The 26,228-nt window shown below is 70.9% G+C and carries 26 protein-coding genes and 1 riboswitch; of the genes, 18 read left to right on the top strand and 8 right to left on the bottom strand.

The features are described 5' to 3' along the window. The 4 genes from fmt (at position 1) to rpe (ending at position 4,174) form a co-directional block, all read left to right on the top strand. Positions 1-930: a methionyl-tRNA formyltransferase gene (gene fmt / locus ABZ297_RS33525; RefSeq protein ID WP_355354750.1), complete on the top strand. Its 930-nt coding sequence runs from the start codon at positions 1-3 to the stop codon at positions 928-930. Further along, positions 927-2,441 carry a transcription antitermination factor NusB gene (locus ABZ297_RS33520; protein ID WP_355354737.1) on the top strand — a complete coding sequence of 505 codons (1,515 nt, stop codon included), beginning with the start codon at positions 927-929 and terminating at the stop codon, positions 2,439-2,441. The genes fmt and ABZ297_RS33520 overlap by 4 nt, the downstream gene beginning before the upstream one ends. 433 nt (positions 2,442-2,874) lie before the next feature. After that, entirely contained in the window at positions 2,875-3,381 is a 507-nt protein-coding gene (locus tag ABZ297_RS33515; RefSeq protein WP_355354734.1) for an N-acetyltransferase, read from the top strand. A gap of 103 nt (positions 3,382-3,484) precedes the next feature. Beyond that, the gene (rpe, locus tag ABZ297_RS33510; protein WP_355354731.1) at positions 3,485-4,174 is read left to right on the top strand and encodes a ribulose-phosphate 3-epimerase; all 690 of its coding nucleotides are present in this window, start codon (positions 3,485-3,487) and stop codon (positions 4,172-4,174) included. 115 nt (positions 4,175-4,289) lie between these two features. On the opposite strand, the gene ABZ297_RS33505 is transcribed toward rpe, so the two are convergent. From ABZ297_RS33505 to ABZ297_RS33485, 5 genes are read right to left on the bottom strand one after another with little or no spacing between them, the layout of a single operon-like run. Further along, entirely contained in the window at positions 4,290-5,324 is a 1,035-nt protein-coding gene (locus tag ABZ297_RS33505; RefSeq protein ID WP_355354728.1) for a dipeptide ABC transporter ATP-binding protein, read from the bottom strand. Next, a complete protein-coding gene (locus ABZ297_RS33500) occupies positions 5,321-6,334 on the bottom strand; it encodes an ABC transporter ATP-binding protein (RefSeq protein WP_355354725.1) in 1,014 nt (337 codons plus the stop codon). The genes ABZ297_RS33505 and ABZ297_RS33500 overlap by 4 nt, the downstream gene beginning before the upstream one ends. After that, positions 6,334-7,314: an ABC transporter permease gene (locus tag ABZ297_RS33495; protein WP_355354722.1), complete on the bottom strand. Its 981-nt coding sequence runs from the start codon at positions 7,312-7,314 to the stop codon at positions 6,334-6,336. Before ABZ297_RS33495 ends, ABZ297_RS33500 begins: the two co-directional genes overlap by 1 nt. A gap of 51 nt (positions 7,315-7,365) precedes the next feature. Next, positions 7,366-9,153 (bottom strand): ABC transporter substrate-binding protein, encoded by a 1,788-nt coding sequence (locus ABZ297_RS33490; protein ID WP_355354719.1) that lies wholly within the window; start codon positions 9,151-9,153, stop codon positions 7,366-7,368. 9 nt (positions 9,154-9,162) lie between these two features. Beyond that, positions 9,163-10,164, bottom strand: coding sequence for an ABC transporter permease (locus ABZ297_RS33485; protein ID WP_355354716.1), 1,002 nt, complete (start codon positions 10,162-10,164; stop codon positions 9,163-9,165). Positions 10,165-10,435: 271 nt separating this feature from the next. Between ABZ297_RS33485 and ABZ297_RS33480 the strand changes: the two genes are divergently transcribed. The 11 genes from ABZ297_RS33480 to ABZ297_RS33430 all read left to right on the top strand — a co-directional run bounded on the left by ABZ297_RS33480 (position 10,436) and on the right by ABZ297_RS33430 (position 19,888). Further along, on the top strand, positions 10,436-11,245 hold the full coding sequence (locus tag ABZ297_RS33480; RefSeq protein ID WP_355354713.1) for an oxygenase MpaB family protein: 810 nt from the start codon (positions 10,436-10,438) through the stop codon (positions 11,243-11,245). Positions 11,246-11,311: 66 nt separating this feature from the next. Beyond that, positions 11,312-11,442, top strand: a riboswitch (FMN riboswitch). 156 nt (positions 11,443-11,598) lie between these two features. Then, on the top strand, positions 11,599-12,678 hold the full coding sequence (gene ribD / locus ABZ297_RS33475) for a bifunctional diaminohydroxyphosphoribosylaminopyrimidine deaminase/5-amino-6-(5-phosphoribosylamino)uracil reductase RibD (protein ID WP_355354710.1): 1,080 nt from the start codon (positions 11,599-11,601) through the stop codon (positions 12,676-12,678). Further along, positions 12,679-13,269 (top strand): riboflavin synthase, encoded by a 591-nt coding sequence (locus ABZ297_RS33470; RefSeq protein ID WP_355354707.1) that lies wholly within the window; start codon positions 12,679-12,681, stop codon positions 13,267-13,269. Continuing rightward, entirely contained in the window at positions 13,266-13,934 is a 669-nt protein-coding gene (locus ABZ297_RS33465) for a nicotinamide mononucleotide transporter family protein (protein WP_355354704.1), read from the top strand. The genes ABZ297_RS33470 and ABZ297_RS33465 overlap by 4 nt, the downstream gene beginning before the upstream one ends. Next, positions 13,874-15,148, top strand: a complete 1,275-nt coding sequence (locus tag ABZ297_RS33460; protein ID WP_355354701.1) for a bifunctional 3,4-dihydroxy-2-butanone-4-phosphate synthase/GTP cyclohydrolase II — start codon at positions 13,874-13,876, stop codon at positions 15,146-15,148. The genes ABZ297_RS33465 and ABZ297_RS33460 overlap by 61 nt, the downstream gene beginning before the upstream one ends. Beyond that, a complete protein-coding gene (gene ribH / locus ABZ297_RS33455) occupies positions 15,145-15,612 on the top strand; it encodes a 6,7-dimethyl-8-ribityllumazine synthase (protein ID WP_355354698.1) in 468 nt (155 codons plus the stop codon). Before ABZ297_RS33460 ends, ribH begins: the two co-directional genes overlap by 4 nt. 21 nt (positions 15,613-15,633) lie before the next feature. Next, entirely contained in the window at positions 15,634-16,086 is a 453-nt protein-coding gene (locus ABZ297_RS33450; protein WP_355354695.1) for a PH domain-containing protein, read from the top strand. 177 nt (positions 16,087-16,263) lie between these two features. Next, positions 16,264-17,124: a MoxR family ATPase gene (locus ABZ297_RS33445; protein WP_355354747.1), complete on the top strand. Its 861-nt coding sequence runs from the start codon at positions 16,264-16,266 to the stop codon at positions 17,122-17,124. After that, positions 17,117-18,223: a VWA domain-containing protein gene (locus tag ABZ297_RS33440; protein ID WP_355354692.1), complete on the top strand. Its 1,107-nt coding sequence runs from the start codon at positions 17,117-17,119 to the stop codon at positions 18,221-18,223. The genes ABZ297_RS33445 and ABZ297_RS33440 overlap by 8 nt, the downstream gene beginning before the upstream one ends. After that, positions 18,216-19,331 (top strand): XdhC/CoxI family protein, encoded by a 1,116-nt coding sequence (locus ABZ297_RS33435; RefSeq protein ID WP_355354689.1) that lies wholly within the window; start codon positions 18,216-18,218, stop codon positions 19,329-19,331. The genes ABZ297_RS33440 and ABZ297_RS33435 overlap by 8 nt, the downstream gene beginning before the upstream one ends. Further along, complete coding sequence (locus ABZ297_RS33430; RefSeq protein ID WP_355354686.1) at positions 19,328-19,888, top strand: nucleotidyltransferase family protein; 561 nt, start codon at positions 19,328-19,330, stop codon at positions 19,886-19,888. Before ABZ297_RS33435 ends, ABZ297_RS33430 begins: the two co-directional genes overlap by 4 nt. On the opposite strand, the gene ABZ297_RS33425 is transcribed toward ABZ297_RS33430, so the two are convergent. After that, positions 19,874-20,761 carry an endonuclease/exonuclease/phosphatase family protein gene (locus ABZ297_RS33425; protein WP_355354683.1) on the bottom strand — a complete coding sequence of 296 codons (888 nt, stop codon included), beginning with the start codon at positions 20,759-20,761 and terminating at the stop codon, positions 19,874-19,876. The genes ABZ297_RS33430 and ABZ297_RS33425 overlap by 15 nt on opposite strands. Before the next feature lie 94 nt (positions 20,762-20,855). Between ABZ297_RS33425 and ABZ297_RS33420 the strand changes: the two genes are divergently transcribed. Both ABZ297_RS33420 and ABZ297_RS33415 read left to right on the top strand, forming a co-directional pair. Further along, a complete protein-coding gene (locus ABZ297_RS33420) occupies positions 20,856-21,896 on the top strand; it encodes an LLM class F420-dependent oxidoreductase (protein ID WP_355354680.1) in 1,041 nt (346 codons plus the stop codon). Between the two features lie 224 nt (positions 21,897-22,120). Beyond that, positions 22,121-23,416, top strand: a complete 1,296-nt coding sequence (locus ABZ297_RS33415; RefSeq protein ID WP_355354677.1) for a dicarboxylate/amino acid:cation symporter — start codon at positions 22,121-22,123, stop codon at positions 23,414-23,416. 105 nt (positions 23,417-23,521) lie between these two features. Here the strand turns inward: ABZ297_RS33415 and ABZ297_RS33410 are convergent, their stop codons facing one another. Both ABZ297_RS33410 and ABZ297_RS33405 read right to left on the bottom strand, forming a co-directional pair. Then, positions 23,522-24,226 carry a multicopper oxidase domain-containing protein gene (locus ABZ297_RS33410; RefSeq protein WP_355354674.1) on the bottom strand — a complete coding sequence of 235 codons (705 nt, stop codon included), beginning with the start codon at positions 24,224-24,226 and terminating at the stop codon, positions 23,522-23,524. An 81-nt stretch (positions 24,227-24,307) separates the two neighbouring features. Continuing rightward, positions 24,308-24,994 carry a multicopper oxidase domain-containing protein gene (locus ABZ297_RS33405; RefSeq protein ID WP_355354671.1) on the bottom strand — a complete coding sequence of 229 codons (687 nt, stop codon included), beginning with the start codon at positions 24,992-24,994 and terminating at the stop codon, positions 24,308-24,310. A gap of 528 nt (positions 24,995-25,522) precedes the next feature. Here ABZ297_RS33405 and ABZ297_RS33400 point away from each other — a divergent pair. Continuing rightward, positions 25,523-26,228: serine/threonine-protein kinase (locus ABZ297_RS33400; protein ID WP_355354668.1), on the top strand; the 706-nt coding region annotated here is incomplete at its 3' end.

The following is a 26,228-nucleotide window of genomic DNA, read 5'->3' as shown; positions in this document are numbered from 1 at the left end:
ATGCGCCTGGTCTTCGCGGGCACGCCCGAGACGGCGCTGCCGTCGCTCCGCACCCTGATCGACTCGCCCCGCCACGAGGTGGTCGCGGTCGTCACCCGCCCCGACGCCCAGTCGGGCCGTGGCCGCAAGGTCCACCCCTCGCCCGTGGCCGAGCTGGCCGAAGAGGCGGGCATCGAGGTGCTGCGTCCCGCGAAGGCAGGCGACCCCGCGCTCCTCGACCGGCTGCGCGCCCTCGAGCCCGACTGCTGCCCCGTCGTCGCCTACGGCGCGCTGCTGCCGCAGTCGGCCCTCGACGTGCCCCGCCTCGGCTGGATCAACCTGCACTTCTCGCTCCTGCCCGCCTGGCGGGGCGCCGCCCCGGTCCAGCACGCGATCCTGCACGGCGACGAGATCACCGGCGCCTCGACGTTCCAGATCGTCAAGGAACTCGACGCGGGCCCCGTCTACGGCGTGGTCACCGAGGAGATCCGCCCCGACGACACCAGCGGCACTCTGCTCGACCGGCTCGCGGTCGCGGGCGCGGGCCTGCTCGCCGCCACCCTCGACGGCGTCGAGGACGGCAAGCTGGAGGCCCGTCCCCAGCCCGCCGACGGCGTCAGCATCGCCCCCAAGATCAACGTGACCGACGCCAGGGTCGACTGGTCGGCGCCCGCCATGCGCGTCGACCGGCTCGTCCGCGCCTGCGCGCCCAACCCGGGTGCGTGGAGCGAGTTCCGCGGCCAGCGGCTGAAGCTCGGCCCGGTCAGCCCCGTCCACTCGGCCGACGCGCTCGCCCCCGGCGAGATCGCGGCCACCAAGAACGAGGTGCTGGTCGGCACCGCCACCCACCCCGTGCTGCTGGGCGAGGTCCAGCCACAGGGCAAGCGGCTGATGAGCGCCGGCGAGTGGGCGCGCGGCGTGCGGCCCGACACGAAGGACAGGTTCGTTTGAGCGAGAGCCGGCCCCGCAGGCAGCCGGGCGGCCAGGGCCGCAGGGGCGGGCCCCCGCGGCGACCGCCACGCGACCAGGCGCGCAACGCGGCCTTCGACGTCCTGCGAGCCGTCGACGAGCGCGACGCGTACGCGAACCTGCTCATGCCGAGGCTGCTGCGCGAGCGCGGGCTGCAGGGGCGCGACGCCGCGCTGGCGACCGAGCTGGCGTACGGGGCGCTGCGCGGGCTCGGCACCTACGACGCGGTCATCGAGATGTGCTCCGACCGGTGGCCCGACCCCGACGTGCGCGACGCGCTGCGGCTGGGCGCGCACCAGCTGCTCAGGATGCGGGTCCCGCCGCACGCCGCCGTCGGCACCACGGTCGATCTGGTGCGGCTGCGCATCGGGTCGGGCGCCGCCAAGTTCGCCAACGCCGTCCTGCGTAAGATCGCGTCCCGGACTGTTGACGAGTGGCTGCCGATCGTCGCCCCCGACGCGGCCGACGACCCGTCCGGGCACCTCGCGGTCGTGCACAGCCATCCCCGGTGGATCGTCAGCGCGTTCCGCGACGCCCTCGGCGGCGGCGCCGAGGAGACTGCCGAGCTGCTCGCAGCCGACAACGCGCGCCCGCTGGTGACCCTGGTCGCCCGGCCCGGCCGCAGCACCGTCGAGGAGCTCGCCAAGTCGGGCGCCGACCCCGGCCGCTACTCGCCGTACGCCGCCTACCTGGCGGAGGGCGACCCCGGCCGGATCGCCGCGGTCGCCGAGACCCGCGCCGCCGTCCAGGACGAAGCCAGCCAGCTGGTGGCGCTCGCCCTGACCAGGGTGCCGCTCGACGGACGCGAGGACGAGCTCTGGCTCGACATGTGCGCGGGCCCCGGCGGCAAGGCCGGGCTCCTCGACGCCATCGCCACCTACGGCGACCTCGCCGGCCTCCACGCGGAGTCCAGCGGCGACGCCGGCTCCCGCCGGGAGCCGGATGAGGGGGCTGCCGGGCTTGGTGCGGAGTCGATGGGCGGAGGGCTGGCCTTTCCCGGCGGGGCGCGGCTGCTGGCCGCCGACGTTCAGTACCACCGGGCGCGGCTGGTCTGGCAGACGACCAGAGACGCCGCGGTGATCACCGCCGACGGCCTCGAGCCCGCGTGGCGGCCCGGCGTGTTCGACCGCGTCATGCTCGACGCCCCCTGCACCGGCCTGGGCGCGCTGCGCCGCCGGCCGGAGGCCCGCTGGCGGCGCGACCCGGCGGACGTCGCCGAGCTGGGCAGGCTCCAGCGCCGCCTGCTGGCGACCGCGCTCGACGCCCTGCGCCCCGGCGGGGTCGTCGCGTACGTCACCTGCTCCCCGCACCTGGCGGAGACCCGCGTCGTGGTGGGCGACGTCGTCGGCCGCAGGAACGACGTGGAGCAGCTCGACGCCCGCGCCTACCTGCCGGAGGTCGGCGGCCTGGGAGACGGCCCGCACGCCCAGTTCTGGCCCCACCGCCACGGCACGGACGCGATGTTCCTGGCCCTCCTGCGCAGGCGTCCGTAACGGGGGCGGCGCTGCGGAGGGTGCTAGGGTGTTGATCGTTCGTGTTGGATCGCGGGATGAGAGGGAGGTGAGGTTTGATGACCGCGGTGAAGACCGCTGCCCAGCGCAGCGCCCGGACAATCCTCACGTCCCGGGCCCCGGTCTGACCCACGTCCTCCCCTCGCTCTGAGCCGTCCTGCGGCCGAGTAGGCCGCAAATCGGCTCGTTGACGGTTCATGCGGCAGGGGTGGCGTCCGCGTCTCGCCGGGGTCCCTTCCCGCAAGGTGCATCACGTTGCCAGCACACTTCACGGATCCTTCCGACGCCGGTCTGCCCCGGCACGGACGGACACTCGACGACGCCTTCGTAGAACACCGCGCGGCCGGTCTCGTACGGCCACACCGACCACGTCCTGCGCCCGCAGGCGGACACAGAAACGGACGCGAACGCCGCCATGAACTGGATCACCCGCCCCGAGACCGCCGCCGACGTCGCCCAGATCCGCGAGGTCAACCTCGCCGCCTTCCCCACCTCCCACGAGGCCGAGCTGGTGGAGGCGCTGCGAGCTGACCCGCAGGCGTGGATCCCCGGCCTGTCCTGGGTCGCCCAGGCGCCCGGCGGCGGGATCACCGGGTTCGCGCTGCTCACCCGCTGCCATGTCGGCGACTCCCCGGCGCTCGCCCTGGGCCCGTGCGCCGTCAGCCCCGAGCACCAGCGGCAGGGCGCCGGCTCGGCGGCCATCCACGCCGCCCTGCGGGCCGCCCGCGAGCAGGGTGAGAACCTCGTGCTCGTGCTCGGCCACGCCGAGTACTACCCGCGCTTCGGCTTCACCCGGGCCTCCGGTTACGCCATCCGGCCGCCCTTCGAGGTCGAGGACCAGTACATGATGGCGCTCGCCTTCGATCCCGCCCTCCCGGTACCCGCGGGCACCATCCGCTACGCGGCCGCCTTCGGGGTCTAGCGCCCGGACGGTCCGTGCGGAGGGCACGACGTGACCCCCGCACGGACCGCACCGCTGGGGGCGGCGGTGCGAGCAGGGAGACGTTCAATAGACTCGGGCCATCATGGCCGTACAGATCTCGCCCAGCATCCTCTCCGCCGACTTCGCCAGGCTCGCCGACGAAGCCGCCGCGGTGCCGACCGCCGACTGGCTGCACGTGGACGTCATGGACAACCACTTCGTGCCCAACCTGACCCTCGGGCTGCCCGTCGTCGAGGCGCTGCGCAAGGCGACCTCGATCCCGCTCGACTGCCATCTCATGATCGAGAACCCCGACCGATGGGCACCTCCGTACGCTGAGGCCGGGGCGGGCAGCGTCACGATTCATGCCGAGGCGGCCGGTGCGCCGGTGCGCACGCTGCGCCAGATCCGCTCTCTCGGCGCCAGAGCCGGTCTCGCGTTCAACCCGGCCACCGCCGTCGAGCCGTACGAGGACCTGCTCGGAGAGGTCGACATGCTGCTGCTGATGACGGTCGAGCCGGGCTTCGGCGGCCAGAAGTTCCTGGACCTGGTCCTGCCCAAGATCCGCCGCGCCCGCGACCTCATCGAGCGGCACGGCGGCGAGGTCTGGCTGCAGGTCGACGGCGGCGTCACGGCCGGCACCATCGAGCGCTGCGCGGAGGCGGGCGCCGACGTGTTCGTGGCGGGCAGCGCGGTCTACGGCGCCGGGGACCCGTCGGCCGCCGTCGAGGCGCTACGCGCCCTGGCGACGGCCGCCGCCGGCCCCTCCGGCGGTCGCCACGACCGGCACTGAGCGCCCGGCGGCGGGCGCCGCACGACAGGTCTGGGCGGTGGGTCACCGCCCAGATGTGCGGGGCTCACCGCCACGATCATCGGCCCCGGCAGGCTGACCCGGCCGCGGTCGAGGGTCAGGACTGCAGAGCCGGGTCCAGGACCACGTCGTCGCCGTGGACGCTGGGCGCCTCCGGGAAGTGGCAGGCGGTCAGGTGGCCGTCGTGGTTGCCCGACAGCTGGACGAGCGGCGGCTCCTCGACCGCGCACTTCTCCTGCGCCTTCCAGCAGCGGGTCCGGAAGCGGCAGCCCGACGGCGGGTTGATGGGCGACGGGACGTCCCCCGCCAGGCGGATGCGCTCCCTGGAGGGGGCCTCGAGGTCCGCCTCGGGCACGGCCGACAGGAGCGCGTGCGTGTACGGGTGACGGGGACGCTCGTACAGCGACTCCCTGTCACCGATCTCGACGATCTTCCCCAGGTACATGACCGCGACCCGCTGCGAGAAGTGCCTGACCACCGCGAGGTCGTGCGCGATGAACAGGAACGCGATCCCCAGCTCCCGCTGGAGCTGCTGGAGCAGGTTGATCACCTGGGCCTGGATCGACACGTCCAGCGCGGAGACCGGCTCGTCGGCGACGATCAGCCGGGGCTCCAGCGCGAGCGCCCGCGCCACGCCGATGCGCTGCCGCTGGCCGCCGGAGAACTCGTGCGGGAAGCGGTTGTAGTGCTCGGGGTTGAGCCCGACGATCTCCAGGAGCTCCCTGACGCGGGCCTCCCTGCCGCCGGGCGGGTTGATGTCGTTGATGTCCATCGGGCCGCGGATGATCGAGCCGACCGTGTGCCGGGGGTTCAGCGACGAGTACGGGTCCTGGAAGATCATCTGGATCTGCGGCCTGATGGGCTTCAGCCGGCGGCGGTCGGCGTGGCTGATGTCCTGCCCGGCGTAGCTGATGCGGCCCGCGGTGGGTTCGAGCAGGCGCGCGGCCAGCCGTCCGGTGGTGGACTTGCCGCAGCCGGACTCCCCGACCAGGCCCAGCGTCTCGCCCGCGTGCACGGTCAGATCCACGCCGTCGACCGCGTGCACGGCGCCGACCTGGTGCTTGAACAGGAAGCCGCCCCTGACAGGGAAGTGCTTCACGACGCCGGACAGCTCCAGCAGCTTGTCCGTCACTGCTTCTCCTCACCGGAGCGCGAACGCAGCTCCGTCTTCTGCGCGATGGACAGGTAGCAGGCGTCGCCGTGGCCGCGGTGCGGTGACAGCTCGGGCCGCTCGACGGTGCACACCTGCGCCCCCAGCAGCTCCATGTGGTCGCAGCGCGGGTGGAACGGGCAGCCGCGCGGGACGTTGATCAGGCTGGGCGGGGTGCCGCGCACCGGTTCGAGCGGCAGGTCCACCGGCCGGTGCAGGCTCGGCATCGAGCCGAGCAGCCCCCAGGTGTAGGGGTGGCGCGGTTCGCGCAGCACCTCGCGCATCGTCCCGCGCTCCACGGCCCGGCCCGCGTACATGACCAGGACGTTGTGCGCGGTGTTGGCCACCACGCCCAGGTCGTGGGTGATCAGGATGATCGCGGTGCCGGACTGCTCCTGCAGCTCGCGCAGCAGGTCGAGGATCTGGGCCTGGACGGTGACGTCCAGCGCGGTGGTCGGCTCGTCGGCGATGAGCAGGCCGGGGTCGCAGACCAGGGCCATGGCGATCATCGCGCGCTGCCGCATGCCGCCGGAGAACTGGTGCGGAAACTCGTCGACGCGGACCTTGGGCTGCGGAATGCCGACCCGGTCCAGCATCTCGATGGCCCGGTCCCTGGCGGTCGACTTGGACACGCCCCGGTGCTTGCGGTAGACCTCGGCGATCTGCGCCCCGACCGTGTGGAACGGCGAGAGGGACGTCAGCGGATCCTGGAAGATCATCGCGATCTTGTTGCCGCGCAGCTTCTCCATGGTGGACCTGGACGAGCCCAGCAGTTCCTGGCCGTCGAAGGCGATGCTGCCGGAGATGCGAGAGGTCTCCGGGTTGTGCAGGCCGAGGATGGCCAGGTTCGTCACCGACTTGCCGGAGCCGGACTCGCCCACGATGCCGAGCGTGGTGCCGCGTTCCACCTCGAAGGACAGGCCGTCCACCGCCTTGACGACGCCGTCCTCGGTGTGGAAGTCGACGGTGAGCTCGTTGACTTCTAGGAACATCAGCTCAGCCTCACGCGGGGGTCGATGACGGCGTACAGGGCGTCCACGACGACGTTCAGCAGCACGATCGCGCCCGCGGCGACCAGTACGGTGGCCATCAGCGTGGGCAGGTCGGAGTAGTCGACCGCGCGGACGGACAGGCGCCCGAGGCCTTGGAGGCCGAAGGTGGTCTCGGTGATGATCGCGCCGCCGATGAGCGTGCCGAGGTCCACGCCGAAGATGGTGACGATCGGGGTCAGGGTGCCGCGCAGGGCGAACCGCAGGACCACGCTCCGGCCGGACATGCCCTTGGCCCTGGCCGTGCGGACGTAGTCCTCGCTGAGGTTCTCCACCATCGTGGAGCGGGTCATCCTGGTGTAGTTGGCGGTGAAGATCAACGCCAGCACCAGCCAGGGCAGCAGCAGCCCGTTGAACCAGCCGACCGGGTCTTCGGTGATCGGGACGTACTTGGGCTGCGAGAACAGGTGTATCTGGTAGACGAAGAAGTACATGGTCAGGGTGCCGACGAAGTAGATCTGCACCGAGGCGCCGACCAGCGACGAGACGCTGGCGACCTTGTCGAGCGCCTTGCCCTGCTTCAGGGCGGCGATGACGCCGGTGGCCACGCCGAAGACCAGGAAGATCACGGCGGCGCCGATGGTCAGCGCGACCGTCACGGGCAGCCGGTCCATGATGGTCTCGAACACCGGGGCCCGGTTGACGAACGAGAAGCCGAGGCACGGGGCGGGGCAGTGGCCGAGGCCCTCGTAGTCGCGTCCGATGAAGATGCCCGCGAGCCACGAGGTGAACTGCACCATGAGCGGCTGGTCGATGCCGAGGTTGTGCCTGGCCTGCTCCAGCGTCGCGGGCGGGCAGACCTTGCCGCACGCCAGCCGCGCGGGATCGGCAGGAATCGCGTAGAACAGGAAGAACGTCACCGCCGAGATGATCACCAGGATCACCAGGGCCCCCAGCACGCGGCGGGTGAGGAATCGAAGCACGAGATCTCCAAAAGGATGCTCCGGGCGCCGCTGGGCGCCCGGAGCGGTGCACTACTGCTTCACGAAAATGGTGTTGGGCGAGACGATCCACTGCTGCGGATCGATCTCGGCGCCGCCTACCTTGGAGCCGTGCAGCATCGTGGAGATGGTGTTCTCGGCCACGACCAGCGGCGTGATGGTCTCCTGGATCTTCTTGTCCAGGTCCATCCAGGCCGCGTTGGCCGCGTCGATGTCCGACATCTCGGTGATCTTCTTCATCTCGGCGTTGACCGTCGGGTCGTTCAGGTGCGACATGTTCTGCCCGCCGTCGGAGATCGGGCCGAAGATGACCGGCATGACCGTGGAGCCGGAGGGCCAGTCAGCGCCCCAGCCGCCCCAGTACAGGTCGAACTCGTTCTTGGTCTGGCTGATCGAGTCGTAGTAGGTCTTGCGGTCCAGCGGCTTGGCGACGACCTTGATGCCCGCCTTCTCCAGGGCGTTCTTGATCACCACGGTGACCTGCTCCTGGTTGGGCGTCTGGTTGTAGGCGTAGACGATGGTCGGGTTGGGGGTGCCAGACTCGGCCAGCAGCTGCTTGGCCTTCTCGATGTCACCCTCGGGCTTGGTCGTCTTCTCGAACAGGTCGTAGGTCTTGTAGCCGACCGTGGTGTTCTCGTTCAGGATCGTCGTCGGCAGCGCCGCGGCGGCGGGGCCGCCCACCGTCTGCTGGATCTGCTTGGCCGGCCACGCGTAGTTGATCGCCTGGCGGACCTTCTGGTTCTTCACCCGGTCGAGGTTGAAGTAGTAGTAGTTGCCGTACGGCGACGGGCTGATCATCCGGCGGTCGGCCAGACTCGAGTTGTTCAGCACCTGCTGCAGCCGCTCCGGCGGGATCCTGGCGTAGAAGGTGAACGCCGTCTGGTCGGGCCCGGAGTCGGCCTCGAGCCGGTCGGAGATCTGCAGGGCCTCCTGGCCGAACTCCATCTTCCACACGTCCGGGTACGCGCCGCGGATCGGGTCGCTGGCCGGGTCCCAGTTGGGGTTGCGGGCCAGCTCGATGGACTTGTCCACCACGTGCGACTTGATGAGGTACGGGCCGGAGGAGACGGGCTCCTTGTCGTACTTCTCCTTGGTGTCCTTGGCCTTGGGCACGATGCTGTAGCCCGCCATGGCGAAGGCGTAGTTGGCGTCGGCGTGCGGCGTCTTGAACTTGAAGACGACCGTCTTGTCGTCAGGGGTCTCGATGTTGTCGAGCTCCTTGCCGCCGTACGGGCCGGGGTAGGCCTTCTTGTAGTTCACATCAGTGAGCCACGCCTGCACGTACTGCGGGCCGAACGTGATGAACGGGGCGAACATCCGCTCGATCGTCCACTTGACGTCAGCGGATGTGATCGGGTTGCCGTCCTGCCACTTGACCCCGTCCTTCAGCTTGAAGGTCCAGGTCTTGCCGCCGTCGGAGACCTGGCCGGCGTCCGTCGCCAGGTCGCCCACCAGCTTGTACTCGCCCTTGCCGACGCGCTTGTAACCCGTCAGGCCGCGGTTGATGAGCAGGCCCATGTTGGCCTCGGTGTTGACGTAGACCTGGGCCGGGTCGAGGTGGGCGAAGTCGTCCCGGTCGATCATGGTGACCGTGCCGCCCTTGACCACGCCTTCCGGCGGGATCGCGGGGCCCTTGGAGTCCTCGGCGGTGCCGAGCGAGATCTGCGCCGGCTTGTAGGTCGCGGCCGCGGGGGCGGACGAGGCGCCCGCGCTGGCGGGGGCTCCCGATGGAGCGCCCTGGTTCCCTGCCGCACAGGCGCTGACCAGCGCCAGTGAGGCGGCGGCCAGGAGCGCGGAAGCCGACCGTTTGGGGTATGTCATGGTTCTCCTCTAACGCTTGATCTTGGGGTCGAAGGCGTCGCGGACCGAGTCGCCCAGCAGGTTGAAGGCGACCACGAAGACGAGCAGGGCGACGCCTGGGAAGATCAGATACGTGATGTCGTTCTGGTAGACCTGGGTGGCGCGCAGGAACATCCGGCCCCAGTCGGGCACCTGCTCGCCCATCCCGACTCCCAGGAACGACAGCGCCGCCTCGGAGGTGACCAGCGCGGGCAGCAGCAGCGTCGACTGGATGAGGATCGGCGTCCACAGGTTGGGCAGCAGCTCCTTGAAGACGATCCTGGCCGGCGACGCGCCGGTCACCTTGGCGGCCTCCACGAACTCGCGCTCGCGCATCGACAGCACCTGCCCGCGCAGCAGCCGGGCCAGCCCGGCCCAGCCGAACAGGGTGAGCATGATCGTGAGCGTGACCGCGCGCAGCCACACCGGGGTCTCCTCGTTGGAGGGCACCAGCAGGCTGTCCACGACGGGGGTGAACGCGATGATGAAGATCACCTGCGGGAACGACAGTGTCAGGTCGATCAACCGGCCGACGAAGTAGTCGGTCTTGCCTCCGGCGTACCCGGCGACGATGCCCACCACGATGCCGAGGATCGTGGTGAGGATCGCGGCCACCACGGCGATCAGCAGCGAGGTGCGGATGCCGTAGATGAGCTGCGTGAACACGTCACGGCCGAGGCTGGGCTCGATGCCGAACCAGAACTCCGAGCTGATGCCGCCGTTCGGCTGGATCGGATAGCCGTAGTCGTTCAGCAGCCCCGGAGTGTCCTGCCCGTAAAGGGCATACGGGTCTTTTCCGTACAAAGCGGAAATAACGGGCGCAAGGATGGCGACCAGGAAGAAGAGGATCACGATCACGGCGGAGACGATCCCGGTGCGGTCGCGCCGGAACCTGAGCCACATGAGCTGGCCGGGAGACCGGCCGACGGCGTCCGGACTTTCCGCCACGGACGCCGCGTCGATCGTGGGTGCGGTGGACGTCGGTGTCGTCATCGGGTCGGGGCCCCCAAGGCAATGTGACAGAAAGAGGGTTTTTCAGGCCTCATGGCACATTTACAGAGGTCATCATCCTTAGGCAATGCCTTCGGGGGCTTTCGCGATTTCGTTGTAGAAAGTCGATACGGTCGTGCCTCAACATCCGTTGACCTGCGATGGAGAGGAGTGCCAAGATGCTCCGAGGTGTTGCCTGCTTTATCACGGAATCGCGAAATAAACAGGACATCGTCATGACATGGAGGGGCCGCTGCCGGGGTACTGCCGACATGTGAGGGACGATGGGCTGTTCGGGCCCGGCTCGGTGACCTGGCGGGTGATGGGCGAACCGATCCTGCTGGTAGGCGGCCTCCGCGCCCTGCTGATGCAGGGGCTGCACCCCAGGGCGATGCGCGGGGTGCTGCAGAACTCCGCGCTGATGAACCCGGAAGAGGCGTGGTCGCGCTTCGTGCGTACCACCGAGTTCGTCCGCGTCCGAACCTACGGCACGCGGGCCGAGGTCGAGCGGGCCGGACGCCGGGTCCGCAAGATCCACGCCACGCTGACCGCGCACGACCCCGACACCGGCGAGCGCTACCGCCTCGACGAGCCCGGCGCGCTGCGCTGGGTGCACGTCGGCGAGGTCGACTCCTACCTGTCGGTGGCCCGTCGCGCCGGGGTCCCCCTCTCCGACGAGGAGGCCGACCGGTTCGTGGCCGAGTGGCGCGAGGCCGCCGAGGTGGTCGGGCTGGACCGCGACTCCGTCCCCGGCACCGTCGCCGAGCTGCGCGACTACATCGACGCCGAGCGGCCGGGCCTGCGCTTCGTCCCCGAGGCGGCGCACCCGCTGCGCCTGTCGCTCAACGCGCCGCTGCCACTGCTGCTCACCCCGCTCAGACCGGCGCTGCCGGCCGTGACACTGCTCGCCTTCGCCACGCTGCCGCGCTGGGCCAGGAGGCTCTACGGCCTCCCGGCGACCCCGGTGGGCGACCTGTGGGCCACGGCCACCCTCAGGACCCTCCACACGGGCCTCCACCTGGTGCCCGAGCAGGTGCGCTACAGCCCGGCCGCCCGCCGTGCCCGCCGCCTGTCGGCCGCCTGACATCCGAAGCCGGGGGTGGTCGCGCGCATGATTTGGGGCGTGGCAGACTGATACGTGAACAAGAGCTAGCGTGCTCCGGGGTCGGTGAAAGTCCGAACCGGCGGTGACAGTCCGCGACCCGGCCGATGCCATCGGCCGGTTGACCCGGTGGAATTCCGGGACCGACGGTTAAAGTCCGGATGGGAGGAAGCGCGCGGGCGTCCGGTGTCGAGCCGGATGCCCCCTGTGGTGCGTACTCGCACCGCGGGACCCCCGGGGCCCGCCGTGGCTTGGAGCTACTGGCGAGTAGGAGGCCCCGGGTGGAGTCACCCGACCGCGACCCTGCGCATGACCCAGCGCGTGACCCAGCGCACATGGCGCGGGCCGTCGAGCTGGCCGCGCGCGGTCTCGGCAGCACCAGCCCCAACCCGGTCGTCGGCTGCGTCGTCCTCGACGCCGCGGGAGACGTCGCGGGCGAGGGCTTCCACGCCTACGCGGGCGGCCCGCACGCCGAGGTCGTCGCGCTGCGCCAGGCGGGCGAGCGGGCCCGCGGCGGCACCGCCTACGTGACACTCGAACCCTGTGACCACACCGGCCGCACCGGGCCGTGCAGCCGGGCGCTGCTCGACGCGGGCGTGGCCCGGGTGGTCCTCGCCGTCCCCGACCCCAACCCCAAGGCCGCGGGCGGCGCGGCGCGGCTGCGCGCGAACGGGGTCGAGGTGGAGTCGGGGGTGCTCGCCGCCGAGGCCGAGCGGGTCAACGCCGCCTGGTTGACCTTCGCCCGGCTCGGCAGGCCGTACGTGACCTGGAAGTTCGCCGCCACCCTCGACGGCCGCTCGGCCGCCGCCGACGGCACCAGCCAGTGGATCACCTCGCCGGAGGCCAGGGCGGACGTCCACCGGCTGCGCGCCGCCTCCGACGCGATCATCGCGGGCGTCGGCACGGTCCTCGCTGACGACCCCCACCTGACCGCCCGCCCGGTGGCCCCACCGCCCAGCAGCCATGCGGTGAGGCCGCTGGTGCGCGTCGTGGTCGACTCCGGTGGGCGCACCCCGCCCTCGGCCCGCGTCCTCGACGGAGCGGCGCCCACGCTCGTCGCGGTCGCCGACGACGCCGAGACCGCCCTCCACGCCGACCTGCTGCGCGTCCCCCGCCGCGACGGCGGCCTCGACCTGCACGCCCTGCTCAAGGAGCTGGCGCGGCGCGACCTCGTGACGGTCCTCCTGGAGGGCGGCCCCGCGCTGGCGGGCTCGTTCCTTCGGGCGGGCCTCATCGACCGCGTCGTCGCCTACCTCGCCCCGGCGCTGCTGGGCTCCGGCCCCGCCGCCCTCGGCGACGCGGGCGTGCCCACCATCAGCGACACCCACCGGCTGGCCTTCGACGAGATCACCCCCATCGGGCCGGACCTCCGGCTGACCGCCCGGCCCGTACCCCACACCCTCAGGGAGAGCTGAATGTTCACCGGAATCATCGAGGAAAAGGGCGAGGTCATCGCCGTCCGCCCGGTCGGCGACTCGGCCAGGCTGTCCGTACGCGGCAAGGTCGTCACCTCCGACGCGGGGCACGGCGACTCGATCGCGGTCAACGGCGTCTGCCTCACCGTGGTGGACGTCGAGGACGACGTGTTCACCGTGGACGTGATCAAGGAATCGCTCGACCGCAGCTCCCTGGGTGCCCTGGCCGAGGGCTCGGCGGTGAACCTGGAGCGGGCCGTCCGGGCCGACCAGCGGCTCGGCGGCCACATCGTGCAGGGCCACGTCGACGGCACCGCCGTCCTGCTGTCCAGGGAACCCGGCGAGAACTGGGACAACCTGCGCTTCTCCCTCCCCGCCACGCTGAGCCGCTACGTCGCGGAGAAGGGCTCGATCGCCATTGACGGAATCAGCCTCACGGTCACCACGGTTGACGACGAAAGCTTCGGCGTGAGTCTCATCCCGACCACGCTCGAGGTCACCACGATGGGCGAGCGCCAGGTGGGCGACGTCGTCAACATCGAGGTCGACGTGATCGCGAAGTACGTGGAAAGGCTGGTGACCGGGCAGTGAGCTGGGCTGATGCCGGATTCGAAGTGTTCGGCGCGTTCGTACGGTGGACCGACCTGATCGGCAACATCGCCGCGCTGTCCACGGTGCTGCTGGCCATGCGCAAGTCGCTCTGGACGTGGCCGGTGCAGTTCACCGGGGCGGTGCTGCTGTTCATCGCGTCCATCAGCGTCCACATCACCGGGAACGCGCTCAAGCAGGCGCTGTTCGGGGCGCTGGCGATCTACGGCTGGTGGGCCTGGCGGCGCGGTACGCAGGGCGGCGCGCGGCTGGCCGTCCGCCCGGCTACGTTCCGGGAGCGGACCGGCTACATCGCGGCCATGCTGCTGGGTACGGCCCTGGTGGGCGTGCTGTTCTACGCGGCCGACCTGTCGTGGGGCGCGAAGGTGCCGCTGCCCGAGGGCGGGTTCCTGGTGGCCGCCGACGCCTACATCTTCGTCGGCAGCGCCGTCGCCACCTGGGCGCAGGGCCGGGCGCTGGTCGACTTCTGGATCATCTGGGTGGCCGTCGACCTGGTCGGCGTGCCGCTGGCGTTCAGCTCGGGGCTGGTGGTCTCCGGCGCCGTCTACGGAGTGTTCTTCCTGCTCGTCGTGATCGGATTCGTGAAATGGCTGAAGGAATACAGGACAACGCGGGAGACGTCCCCGCAGGTGGCGGTGGCGTCGTGAACCCGATCACGCTCGACCAGGTCGAGCGCGCCATCGGCGACATCCGCGAGGGCAGACCCGTCGTGGTGGTCGACGACGAGAACAGGGAGAACGAGGGCGACATCATCTTCGCCGCCGCCAAGGCCACCCCCGACCTGCTGACCTTCACGATCAGGCACACCAGCGGCGTGATCTGCGTGCCCATGGAGGGCGCGGAGCTCGACCGGCTCGGGCTGCCGCTGATGGTCTTCCAGAACAGGGAGCGGATGCGCACCGCGTACACGATCAGCGTCGACGCCCGCGACGGCGTGTCCACCGGCATCTCCGCCGCCGACCGCGCCAAGACCATCCGCACGCTGGCCGACTCCGCCACGGAACCGTACGAGCTGGTACGTCCGGGGCACATCTTCCCGCTGCGCTACCACGAAGGCGGCGTCCTGGCCAGGCGCGGCCACACCGAGGCGGCCGTCGACCTGGCCAGGCTCGCCGGGCTGAGCCCCGCCGGAGTGCTGGCCGAGGTCGTCAACGACGACGGCACCATGGCCAGGCTGCCCGAGCTGCGCGCCTTCGCCGACGAGCACGACCTGGCGCTCATCTCGATCGAGCAGCTCGTCGACTACCGGCGGCGCACCGAGAGCATGGTCACCAGGGTCGCCGAGACCGCGCTGCCCAACAGGTACGGCATGTGGCGGACCTACGGCTACGCCAGTGCGCTCGACGGCGGCGAGCACATCGCGCTCGTCTACGGCGACCTCGGCGACGGTGAGAACGTCCTGGTCCGCGCCCACTCCGAATGCCTGACCGGCGACGTGTTCGGCTCGCTGCGCTGCGACTGCGGCGTGCAGCTCGACCACGCGATGGCGGCGATCGCCGAGCAGGGCCGCGGCGTCGTGGTCTACCTGCGCGGGCACGAGGGGCGCGGGATCGGCCTGCTCGCCAAACTCAAGGCGTACAGCCTGCAGGACAACGGCAGCGACACCGTCGACGCCAACGTCGAGCTGGGGCTGCCCGTCGACGCGCGGGAGTTCTCCAACGCCGGGCAGATGCTCGCCGACCTCGGCGTGCGGTCGGTGCGGCTGCTCACCAACAACCCGGCCAAGCTCAAGGGCATGGACGGCTACGGCATCAAGGTGCTCGGCCGCGAGCCGATGCCGGTGGCGATGAACCCGCACAACGAGCGGTACCTCAAGGCCAAGCGCGAGCGGCTCGGCCACGACATCTCGGAGGCGTCATGAGCGGGGCGGGACGGCCCCAGGTCGCGGTCGTGGAGGCCGCGGGCCTGACGGTCGGCGTGGTGGCCGCGAGCTGGCACGCCAAGATCACCGATCAACTGGTGGCGCGGGCCCTGCAGGCCTGCGCCGACAGCGGCGCGGAGGCCACCGTGGTGCGGGCGCCGGGGTCGCTGGAGATCCCGGTGATCGCCCAGGCGCTGGCCCGACGCTACGACACGGTGGTGGCGCTCGGCGCGGTCATCAAGGGCGAGACAGCGCACTTCGACTACGTCTGCGACGCGGTGACGGCCGGGCTCACCCGGGTCTCGCTCGACGAGGAGACCCCCGTCGGCAACGGCGTGCTCACCTGCGAGACGCTCGACCAGGCACTCGACCGGGCCGGGCTGCCGGGCAGCAAGGAGGACAAAGGCTATGAGTCGACCATGGCCGCGCTGGAGACCGCCCTCCTGCTGAGGAACCTCACCTGACCTGCGATAGGTTCTTGATCTGTGCCAGAGCCCGTGAAACCGCCACCCTTGCCCGTCACCTGGCGTCCGCGCCGGGGGCGCTTCGTCGCGTACGGCTTCGCCGTGCTGGTCGTGCTGGGCGCCGTCGTGATGGCGGTCTTCATCGCCGACCCGTTCAAGCTGCCGGACCGGATCGGACTGGTGGTGTTCGGCTGCCTGGTGGCGTTCGTCCTGCACCTGCTGGGGCGGGTGCGGGTCGAGGCCGACGAGGAGGGCATCACCGTCGTCAACGCGATCCGCACCTACCGCTACACCTGGCCAGAGGTCCTCGACGTCACCCTGCTCGTCGGCGACCCCTGGCCCAGGATCGACTTCTCCGACGGCCGCACCGTCGGCGCCATGGGCATCCAGGGCTCGGAGAAGGCCCGCGCCCGCCAGGCCACGGCCGAACTCGAGGCCCTCATCCACGAGCGCGGCGAAGCCAGAGACGTCTGACGCGGGCGGCGCGAGACGGCCTCGCGCCACCGGTCAACCCCCGGCTCGGGCTTTCTGCGGGTGCGACGAATCCTTCCGCGCATGCGGTGAATCTTTCTGTAGGTGTGGTGAATATCGCCATCACGCTGGGGCGCGTAGCCTGAAGGCGTGCTGGGGCGGACAATCACGGCAACGGACATCGAGTCGCCGGCGAAGCTCATCGAGCTGCTCGACCGGTACGCCTACCTGGCCGACGAAGGGCTGGCCACGGCGGCCTTCCTGGCCCTGCGGATGGGGCGGCCGCTCTTCCTCGAGGGGGAGGCGGGCGTCGGCAAGACAGAGCTGGCCAAGACGCTCGCCGAACTGCTGGACGCGCCGCTGATCCGGCTGCAGTGCTACGAGGGCCTCGACGCGGCCCAGGCGCTCTACGACTGGGACTTCGCGCGGCAGCTGCTGCACCTGAAGGCCGCCGAGGCGGCCGGGATCACCGACGTCGGCAGGCTCGAAGGGGAGATCTACGACCGCAGGTTCCTCATCGCCAGGCCGCTGCTGAAGGCGATCGAGACGCAGCCCAGCGTGCTGCTCGTGGACGAGATCGACCGGGCCGACGACGAGTTCGAGGCGTTCCTGCTGGAGGTGCTCTCCGACTTCACGATCTCCATCCCCGAGCTGGGCACCGTCAAGGCCGGCACGCCGCCCGTCGTGGTGGTGACGTCCAACAGGACGCGCGAGGTGCACGACGCGCTCAAGCGGCGCTGCCTCTACCACTGGCTGGAGCACCCCGGTTTCGACAGGGAGGTGGCGATCCTGCTGCGCCGCCTGCCCGGCTGCAGCGAGGCGCTGGCCGCGCAGGTCGCCGCGGCGGCCGGGCGGCTGCGGCAGGCCGACCTGGTCAAGCCGCCCGGCGTGGCCGAGACGCTCGACTGGACCGAGGCGCTGCGGACACTGGGCGCCCAGGAGCTCGACCCGGACCGCGCCGCCGCCACGCTGGGCGCGGCGCTGAAATACCGCGAGGACGTCCAGACCGTCCTCGGCAACGGGCTGCTGCGGCATGGCTGAGCCCGCCGCGACCATGACCGGCAGCGTGACCGGCTCCATGACCGGCATCATGACCGGTTTCGCCAGGACGCTCCGCGCGGCCGGTGTCGGCGCCGACCACGAGCGCACCCAGAACCTGCTGCGGGCCCTGCGCCACCTGGACGTGACGAAGCCCGGCGACGTCTACTGGGCCGGGCGGCTCACCCTCTGCGCCACCCCCGACGACCTGCCCCGGTACGACCGGTGCTTCGCCGCGTACTTCGGTGGCGAGAAGGCGGGCCGGCAGCGCGCGGGCACCACGACCGTCACCAGGCACACCGCGGCGGGCGGCGACGGTGAGGAGGGCGACGAGTCGCCGGTCGCGCCCGCCGCGGCCAGCCGCGCGGAGGTCCTGCGGCACCGGGACGTCGCCGGCCTCACCGAGGCCGAGCGGGCCGAGGTGCACCGGATGCTGTCGATGCTGCGCACCGGGCGGGCCCGGCGCAGGTCCCGGCGCTTCGAGAGCGCCCACCGCGGCGCGATGGACCAGCGGCGCACCATCAGGGAGGCGCTGCGCAAGGGCGACGTCGCCAGGCTGCGGCACCGGACGCACACCACCCGGCCGCGCAAGGTCGTGCTCTTCGTGGACGTCAGCGGCTCGATGGCCCCGTACGCCGAGACGCTGCTGCGGTTCGCGCACGCGCTGGTCAGGAGCGAGCCGAGGGCCACCAGGGTGTACGCGGTCGGCACCAGGCTGACCTCGGTCACCGCCGAGCTGCGGCACCGCGACCTGGGCACCGCGCTGAACGAGGTGTCCAGGGCCATCCCCGACTGGAGCGGCGGCACCCGGCTGGGGGAGGAGCTCAGGGAGTTCCTCACCAGGTACAGCGCCAGGGGTGCGATCGCGGTGGTCGCCTCCGACGGCTGGGAGCGGGGCGACCCGGCGCTGCTGGGCACGCAGATGGCCCGGCTGTCCCGGCAGGCGTACCGGGTGATCTGGGTCAACCCGCACAAGGGGTACGAGGACTTCCAGCCGCTCACCGGAGGCATGCGGGCGGCCCTGCCGTACCTGGACGACCTGGTGGCCGGGCACAGCCTGGCCGCGTACGAGGAACTCAGCGAAAGGCTCGCACATGCGTGACGTGCTGCCCGAGATCATGCGCTGGTGGAAGTCGGGGCTCAAGTTCGGACTCGCGACCGTGGTGAGCACGTTCAGCAGCGCGCCCAGGCCGCCGGGCGCGGCTATGGCGGTGCGCGGCGACGAGGTGGTCGGCAGCGTGTCGGGCGGCTGCGTGGAGGGCGCGGTGTTCGAGCTGGCCGCCGAGATCGACACGCCGGTACTGCAGCGGTACGGGGTGAGCGACGACGACGCGTTCGCCGTGGGCCTGACCTGCGGCGGCATCATCGACATCCTCGTCGAGCCCATCTCCATCGAGACATTTCCCGAACTGGGGGATGTCGCGGCGTCCGTCGAGGCGCACGAGCCCGTCGCCGTCGCCACCATCGTCTCCGGCCCCGGCGAGGTCGGCTCACGCCGCGTCATCTGGCCCGGCCGCTCCTCCGGCAGCCTCGGCACGGGCCGGCTCGACGAGGCGGCCGACGACGACGTCCGCGGCATGCTCGCCCAGGGCCTGACCGGCATCAGGCGCTACGGCGGCCACGGCGAGCGGCGGCTGGACGACCTGTCGGTGTTCGTCCAGTCCTTCGCCCCGCCACCCCGGATGCTGGTGTTCGGCGCGATCGACTTCGCCGCCGCCGTGGCGAGGGTCGGCAAGTTCCTCGGCTACCACGTGACCGTCTGCGACGCCCGGCCCGTCTTCGCCACCCACAAGCGCTTCCCCGACGCCGACGAGGTCGTGGTCAAGTGGCCGCACGACTACCTGGCGTCGGTGCAGGTTGATCAGCGCACGGTGATCTGCGTCCTGACCCACGACCCCAAGTTCGACGTCCCGCTGCTGGAGGTGGCGCTGCGCACCGACGCGGGCTACGTCGGCGCGATGGGCTCCCGCCGTACCCACGAGGACCGGCTCGCGCGGCTGCGCGAGGCAGGTGTGACCGACCCCGAGCTGGCCCGCCTGAGATCGCCCATCGGCCTGGACCTGGGCGCGCGCACCCCCGAGGAGACCGCGATCTCGATCGCCGCCGAGCTGATCCAGCTCCGCTGGGGCGGCTCAGGAAGTCCTCTCACACACACCGCCGGCCGTATTCACCACGAGATCCAACACGAGATCCACCACGAGGCGCCGTGAGAGGCGCACGGGCGGCGGGGCTGCTGCTGGCGGCCGGAGGGGGCGCCAGGCTGGGCAGGCCCAAGGCGCTGATCGAGTACGGCGGCGAGCGGCTGGTGGACCGCGGGGTGCGGCTGCTGGAGGAGGGCGGCTGCCATCCGGTCGTGGTGGTGCTCGGCGCGGCGACGGTGCAGGTGCGCGGGGCCGTGACCGTCCGCAACCCGGACTGGGAGTCCGGCATGGGCTCCTCGCTGCGGGCCGGGCTGGCCGCGCTGCCGCCGGACGCGGAGTCGGTGGTGGTCGCCCTGGTGGACCAGCCGTTCGTGCGGCCGGAGGCGGTGCGCGCCCTGATCGCCAGCGGGGCCGAGCTGGCCGTGGCGACCTACGACGGGCGCCGCAGGAACCCCGTGCTGATCGCCCGCCGCCACTTCGCCGAGGTGGCCGAGCTGGCCGTCGGGGACGTGGGCGCCAGGCCCTTCATGCGCGCCCACCCGGACCTGGTCACCGAGGTGCCCTGCCCAGGTGATCCGGACGACATCGACACGCCCGAGGACCTGCGCAGGCTAGAGGCGCAGTGAGGCGACCGCCGCCCGGTGGTCGCTGCCCGTCGCGGGGGCCACGCCCGCCCGGGTGGCCGTCATCCCCTTGAACAGGATGTGGTCGGGACGGGTGATCGGGAAGCGGGACGGCCAGGTGAAGCCGAACCCGTCGCCCGCCTCGGTCTGCGCGTCGGTCAGCGGGGGAGTCAGGCCCTGCATGCCCCGGTCGGTGGTGGCAGTGTTGAGGTCGCCGAGCAGCAGGATGCGGGCGCTCGCGTCGGCGTCGACGAGTCGGCGCGCGTGCGCCAGCGAGGCGTCGCGCGAGGCCGTCATGCCGGGACGCGCCGAGGCCAGGTGCATCACGTACACCGTCACCTTGCCCTTGGGGGTGGACACCACCGCCCGCAGCGCCCGCGGCCAGCCCAGCCCGACGTCGAGCGGCTTGGTCTGGCTGATCGGATAGCGGCTCCACAGGCCGACCGTGCTGACCTGGTAGTGGTACTTGAACATCTTGTTGAGTTCCTTGGCCGCCGGGCCGCCGGGAGTGAGCTCCTGGGCGGCCAGCAGGTCGAGGTTGTCGGCGATGACGCGCACCGCCTCGCCCGAGGCGCTGTTGCGGACGCCCACGTTCACCGTCGCCACGGCCAGGTCGCTGGGGCCGCCGGGCGCGGAGCGCACCAGCGCCGAGCCGAACATCGCCGCCCACACCACCCCCGGCACCAGCGCGGCGACCGTCGCCGCCGTCGATCTGGCGATCACGGCCGCGACAAGCAGCATCGGGACGAGCCAGCCGATCCAGGGCAGGACACTCTCCATGACCGGGGTGAAACCGCCCAGCGCCGGGACGAGCTGGTGCCCCGCCAGAGTCACGGCGACAACGGCGGACACGGCGACGACAACGCGTTTCAGCATCCGGACCAGGCTAGCCGCTCGCAGCCCGACACGCCGACGCGCTAGCCTGTTGGCGTCCCAAACGGAATATCGTTCGGTTCATCGGGAGCCCGGCATGCGCATCGGTATGGCACTCAACTACTCGGGCGGCTTCAAGGAGTCGGTCGCCGAACTGGCCGACTACGAGAAGGCGGGCCTGGACATCGTCTTCGTGGCCGAGGCGTACAGCTTTGACGCGGTCAGCCAGATGGGCTACATCGCCGCCAAGACCGAACGCCTGGAGATCGCCTCGGGCATCCTGCCGATCTACTCGCGGACGCCGACGCTGCTGGCGATGACCGCCGCCGGGATGGACTACGTCTCCGACGGCCGGTTCACGCTGGGCCTGGGCGCCTCCGGGCCGCAGGTGATCGAGGGGTTCCACGGCGTGCCGTACACCGCGCCGCTGGGGCGCACCCGCGAGGTCATCGAGATCTGCCGCAAGGTGTGGCGGCGCGAGCGGCTCAGCCACGCGGGCCGCCACTACACGCTGCCGCTGCCGCCCGACCAGGGCACCGGGCTCGGCAAGCCGCTCAAGCTCATCAACCACCCGGTGCGGCCGCGCATCCCGATCGTGGTGGCGGCCATCGGGCCGAAGAACGTCGAGCTGACCGCCGAGCTGGCCGAGGGCTGGGAGCCGATCTTCTACGTCCCCGAGAAGGCCGCGGACGTGTGGGGACCCTCCCTGGCGGCCGGGAAGGCCCGCCGCGACCCCGAACTGGGCGAGCTGGACGTCATCGCGCAGGCGCCGCTGGCGATCGGCGACGACGTGTCCGGGCTGCTGGAGTTCGGACGCCCGGCGGCGGCGCTGTACATCGGCGGTATGGGCGCCAAGGGCAGGAACTTCTACAACGACCTGGCCAGGCGGTACGGCTACGAGAAGGAGGCCGAGCGCATCCAGGACCTCTACCTCGACGGGAAGAAGGAGGAGGCCGCCGCGCTGGTGCCGGCCGAGCTACTGGAGCGGATGTCGCTGATCGGCAGCGAGGGGTTCGTGCGCGATCGGATCCAGGCGATGCGCGAGTCCGGGGTGACCACGCTGAACGTCACGCCGCTCGGCGCGACCCACGAGGACCGGGTCAGGCTGCTGGAGAAGGTCAGGGAGCTGGCCTCTTGAAAGTGACATAGATCACATCTTTTTACGGGAATACCCCCCGGTTTGCGGGGTGTTGGCAAGGCTCGTGAGGTTTTACCCAACGATCGTGTGGCTCGTTGAGCGGCTGCACATCGATCTGTGCCGGTTGCACGGTTCTCTCTGTCGCTGACCACCGTCCCCCCACCGCCAACTCCTCACCCCGCATGCCGTGGCTTCGGCGTGCCTTACTTCCGGAGCTTCCTCCCGTGAAGAGATTCACCTTCTCCCTGCAGTTGCTGCTGGGCCTCGTCCTCGGCGTCGCGCTCGGCTTCGTCGCCAAGATCTGGGACGTCACCTGGCTCGCCGACACGCTGACCCAGGTCGGCAAGATCTTCGTCCAGTTGCTCAAGCTGGCCGTGCCGCCGCTGGTGTTCACGGCCGTCCTCGTCAGCGTCGCCAACCTGCGCAACGTCAACGGCGCTGCCAGGCTCGCCACCAAGACCCTGCTCTGGTTCCTCGCGACCGCGTTCATCGCCGTGGCCTTCGCCATCGGCCTGGGCCTGATCATCAACCCCGGCCAGGGCGTCACGCTCGACACCTCCGCCGCCAAGCCGGTCGACACCGAGGGCGCCGGAACCTGGCTGGACTTCCTGACCGGCATCCTGCCGACCAACATCGTCACGTCCTTCACCGAGGTCAACGTCCTGCAGATCGTGTTCCTCGGGATCGTCCTCGGCGCGGCGGCCCTGGCGGTCGGCGAGAAGGCCGAACCGTTCCTCAACCTCAGCCGCTCCGTCCTCGAACTGGTGCAGAAGGCCCTGTGGTGGGTCATCCGCCTGGCCCCCATCGGCACCGCGGGGCTGATCGGCAAGGCCGTCTCCACCTACGGGTGGGATCTGCTGGCCCCGCTCGCCAAGTTCAGCGTCGGTGTCTACGTCGGCTGCTTCATCGTCCTGCTGGCCGTCTACCCGACGCTGCTCGCCGTCTTCGGCAAGGTCAACCCCGTCACCTTCTTCCGCAACGCCTGGCCCGCCATCGAGCTGGCGTTCGTCTCGCGCTCCTCGGTCGGCACCCTGCCGCTGACGCAGCGGGTCACGATCGAGCGCAACGGCGTCGACCGCGACTACGCCTCCTTCGCCGTGCCGTTCGGCGCGACCACCAAGATGGACGGCTGCGCCTCCGTCTACCCGGCGCTGGCGGCCATCTTCGTCGCCCAGGTCTTCAACGTCCCCCTGAGCGTGGGCGACTACCTGCTGATCGCCTTCGTCTCCGTGGTGGGCTCGGCCGCGACGGCGGGCCTCACCGGGGCGATCGTCATGCTCACCCTGACGCTGAGCACCCTGGGCCTGCCCCTGGAGGGCGTCGGCCTCCTCCTGGCCATCGACCCCATCCTCGACATGATCAGGACCGCTACCAACGTCGCCGGCCAGATGGTCGTCCCGGTGCTGGTGGCGCGCTCGGAGGGCCGTCTCGACGAGGCCGTCTTCAACGCTCCGCCGCAGCCGCTGGACGACGCGCCGTCCGGCCAGGCGCTGCGCGCGCCGGAACCGGCCACGGCCTGACGCACGCGAAAGGAGGGCGGGAAGCTGCCGGCTTCCCGCCCTCCGTGCTGTCCGGAGGTGTCCGACGCCGACCGTACGGCCCTACGCCCGCGAGATGTTCCAGCCTTAGTGGACGGGGAGGGTGCGGTTGATCTGCGATTCGGTGCCGGGTTCGACGATCACGAACTGTCCCATCATGCCGAGATCCTCGTGTCGGAGGATGTGGCAGTGATACATGTACGGCGCAGCCGGATCAGTGAACCGGCCGAACTGCACCGCCAGCCGTACCAGGCTCTTGGCAGGGACATAGACGGTGTCCTTGTAGCCGGTGGCGTAGGCGGGCGGCGGCTCGCCGCCGACGTCCAGGATCTGGAAGGCCACCTCGTGGATGTGGAAGTTGTGGTTGTAGACGTTGTTCTCGATCTCCCAGATCTCCACAGCACCCGCAGGTACCACCTCATCGATGCGCCCGATGTCCATCTCCTTGCTGTTGATGGCGTCATGACCGTTGAGGGTGAAACGCCGCACGGTGGCGCCCTGCGGAGGGGTGATCGGGGTCAGTGGGGCCAGGCGGGACGGTACGGCGGGGGAGGGCTTCAAGCGCGGGGCGGCGATGATCTTGAGCAGGTCGAAGTCACCGGAGCCGATGTCGACGCCGTTGTCTGCGCTGCGCAGCACCACCTGCTCGCCGGCGGCGAAGGTGACGACGATCTCCGCGCGCTCACCGGGGGTGAGTGCGAGTTGCTCGACCTCGACCGGAGCGTGGAGCAGACCGCCGTCGGTGCCGATGACCTGGAAGCGGCGCTTGTCGGCGAAGGCGAGAGTGTACATGCGGGCGTTGGAGCCCGTTGAGCAGCCGGAAGCGGACCCGCTCGGTGGTGACGTTCAGGTGGGGGTTGTAGGTGCCGTTGATCAGGATGTGGTCGCCCAGGATGCCGAAGGTGCCCTTGTGCGGGTCGCCGTCGAAGGAGCCGTCCGGGGCGAACTTCTTGTCCTGCACGATGAGCGGGATGTCGTCGACGCCATAGTCGGACGGCAGGTCCTGGGTGCGGTCGTCGTCGATGATGAACATCCCGGCCAGGCACGGTAAACGTGCTGGGCGGTGTTCCCGTGGGGGTGCGGGTGGTACCAGGCGGTGGTCGCGGGCTGGTCGATGGTCCAGTGCGGCGTCCAGACGGCGCCGGGCTGGATGGTCTGGTGGGGGCCGCCGTCCATCTTGGCCGGTAGACGCATGCCGTGCCAGTGCACGGTGGTGGCCTCGCCCAACTGGTTGCGAACGGTCATGTGGATCTCCTCGCTGCGGGCGGCGCGCAGCGTGGGCCCGAGAAAGTCTCCGTTGAACCCCCACGTGGGGGTCTGCTTGCCGGGCAGGATCCGGCTCTGGCCGGCTTGCAGGGTCAGCGTGAAGCGGCGCGTGCCGTCCTTGGCCCGCTCGGGGCGCAGCAGTGGCGGCACGTGCAGGGGGTTGGCGAAGTCGAGCTTGGGTGATGCCGGGGCGTCGCCGGTGCCCGTGCCGCACGCCGCGGCGAGGCCGGACAGGGCGGCAAGGGAAAGGAAGGCGCGCCGGTTCACTCCCGACGGCGTCAATGATTCGGGCATCACAACAATTCCTCTTGGTGCCGGACACGGAGTTCTGAAGGATCTCGCTGACGGCACGCTGACGCGTGCCTGAACCGTCGATCTTGAGGGTGGCTCATGTTAGGGCGCCCACCTGGAGTTTCGCCCGTTCCGGGGTGGTTACCCCTGCACACGCGCCCACGTGGTGCGGGAGCGGTCCCGCGGCGAACGCGGCCGCCGCCGGCACCCTGTCCTGCTATGTGGGAATCAGCATTTCCCCATCCCACCACGTCCCCCACCCCTGCCGATCACCCTCGGGTACGGCTCGCGCGTACATCGAAGGATGTAGGGGTGGCGCCGGAACGCCCCGAGTGTCCGCCTGTCGAGGAGGGCGACGTACTCTGCTCCTGCGCTGGATCTTGGTACTGAACGCCGTGATCTGGTGGCACCCGCCGTTCATGTAGCAGACCCGCGTCGGCGCCCATCGGTTGAGTGAAGCGGGACGGGTGGGGTGATTGTGGGCCTAAGGTTGTCGGAAAGTGCCGTCTTTCTGGAGATATTGGCGGGGATATGTCCGACGCGACGCCGTCGCTGGTCGCCGGCCGGTACCGGCTTGATGAGCTCATCGGCAGCGGGCCGATGGGGGAGGTGTGGCGCGGCTACGACACGCGGGCCGACTGGACCGTGGCCGTGCAGGTGCTCGGCGCCAAGGTCGCCGGCGGGGCCACGCGCGAGGTGCTCAGACAGCACGCCCAGGCCGTGGCCAAGGTGATCCACCCGAACGTGGCCATGGTGCTGGACGTCGGCGACCACGAGGGCGCGCCGTACCTCGTCATGGAGTTCCTCACCGGGCTGAGCCTGGGCGAGGAGGTCGCGGCCCGCGGGCCGCTGAAGGTCGTCGAGGCGTGCGACCTCGTGGGGCAGGCCGCCGCCGGGCTCGACGCGGCCCACCGGGCCGGCGTGGTGCACGGGCAGATCGGCCCCGACAGCTTCCGCCGCGCCGGGAGCGGGGTGCTGAAGATCGTCGGATTCGGGCTGGCAGGCCGGCCCGGGAGCGACGTCCGCTACCAGGCGCCCGAGCAGGCCGACGGGGGCGGCGGGCAGGCCGCCGACCTGTACGCGCTGGGATGCGTCCTGTACGAGGTGCTCTGCGGACGGCCGCCCTTCGTGGGGACGGACGAGGAGGTCCGCGAGCAGCAGGCACAGGCCGAGCCCGCGCCGCCCAGCCGGCACCAGGCCGGCGTGCCCGGCGAACTGGACCGGCTGGTCCTCGCCC

Source organism: Nonomuraea sp. NPDC005983, from assembly GCF_040614375.1.
Lineage (GTDB): Bacteria > Actinomycetota > Actinomycetes > Streptosporangiales > Streptosporangiaceae > Nonomuraea.
Note: the sequence above shows the minus strand (reverse complement) of the source record. Positions and strands in the feature narration are given on the sequence as shown.

What these genes read in the sequence shown, in the direction of transcription:
- fmt (WP_355354750.1), top strand. Translation starts at nt 1, where the DNA reads ATGCGCCTGGTCTTCGCGGGCACGCCCGAGACGGCGCTGCCGTCGCTC.
- ABZ297_RS33515 (WP_355354734.1), top strand. Translation starts at nt 2,875, where the DNA reads ATGAACTGGATCACCCGCCCCGAGACCGCCGCCGACGTCGCCCAGATC.
- rpe (WP_355354731.1), top strand. Translation starts at nt 3,485, where the DNA reads ATGGCCGTACAGATCTCGCCCAGCATCCTCTCCGCCGACTTCGCCAGG.
- ABZ297_RS33500 (WP_355354725.1), bottom strand. Translation starts at nt 6,334, where the DNA reads ATGTTCCTAGAAGTCAACGAGCTCACCGTCGACTTCCACACCGAGGAC.
- ABZ297_RS33490 (WP_355354719.1), bottom strand. Translation starts at nt 9,153, where the DNA reads ATGACATACCCCAAACGGTCGGCTTCCGCGCTCCTGGCCGCCGCCTCA.
- ABZ297_RS33485 (WP_355354716.1), bottom strand. Translation starts at nt 10,164, where the DNA reads ATGACGACACCGACGTCCACCGCACCCACGATCGACGCGGCGTCCGTG.
- ribD (WP_355354710.1), top strand. Translation starts at nt 11,599, where the DNA reads ATGGCGCGGGCCGTCGAGCTGGCCGCGCGCGGTCTCGGCAGCACCAGC.
- ABZ297_RS33470 (WP_355354707.1), top strand. Translation starts at nt 12,679, where the DNA reads ATGTTCACCGGAATCATCGAGGAAAAGGGCGAGGTCATCGCCGTCCGC.
- ABZ297_RS33460 (WP_355354701.1), top strand. Translation starts at nt 13,874, where the DNA reads ATGGCTGAAGGAATACAGGACAACGCGGGAGACGTCCCCGCAGGTGGC.
- ribH (WP_355354698.1), top strand. Translation starts at nt 15,145, where the DNA reads ATGAGCGGGGCGGGACGGCCCCAGGTCGCGGTCGTGGAGGCCGCGGGC.
- ABZ297_RS33440 (WP_355354692.1), top strand. Translation starts at nt 17,117, where the DNA reads ATGGCTGAGCCCGCCGCGACCATGACCGGCAGCGTGACCGGCTCCATG.
- ABZ297_RS33435 (WP_355354689.1), top strand. Translation starts at nt 18,216, where the DNA reads ATGCGTGACGTGCTGCCCGAGATCATGCGCTGGTGGAAGTCGGGGCTC.
- ABZ297_RS33425 (WP_355354683.1), bottom strand. Translation starts at nt 20,761, where the DNA reads ATGCTGAAACGCGTTGTCGTCGCCGTGTCCGCCGTTGTCGCCGTGACT.
- ABZ297_RS33420 (WP_355354680.1), top strand. Translation starts at nt 20,856, where the DNA reads ATGCGCATCGGTATGGCACTCAACTACTCGGGCGGCTTCAAGGAGTCG.
- ABZ297_RS33410 (WP_355354674.1), bottom strand. Translation starts at nt 24,226, where the DNA reads ATGTACACTCTCGCCTTCGCCGACAAGCGCCGCTTCCAGGTCATCGGC.
- ABZ297_RS33405 (WP_355354671.1), bottom strand. Translation starts at nt 24,994, where the DNA reads ATGCCCGAATCATTGACGCCGTCGGGAGTGAACCGGCGCGCCTTCCTT.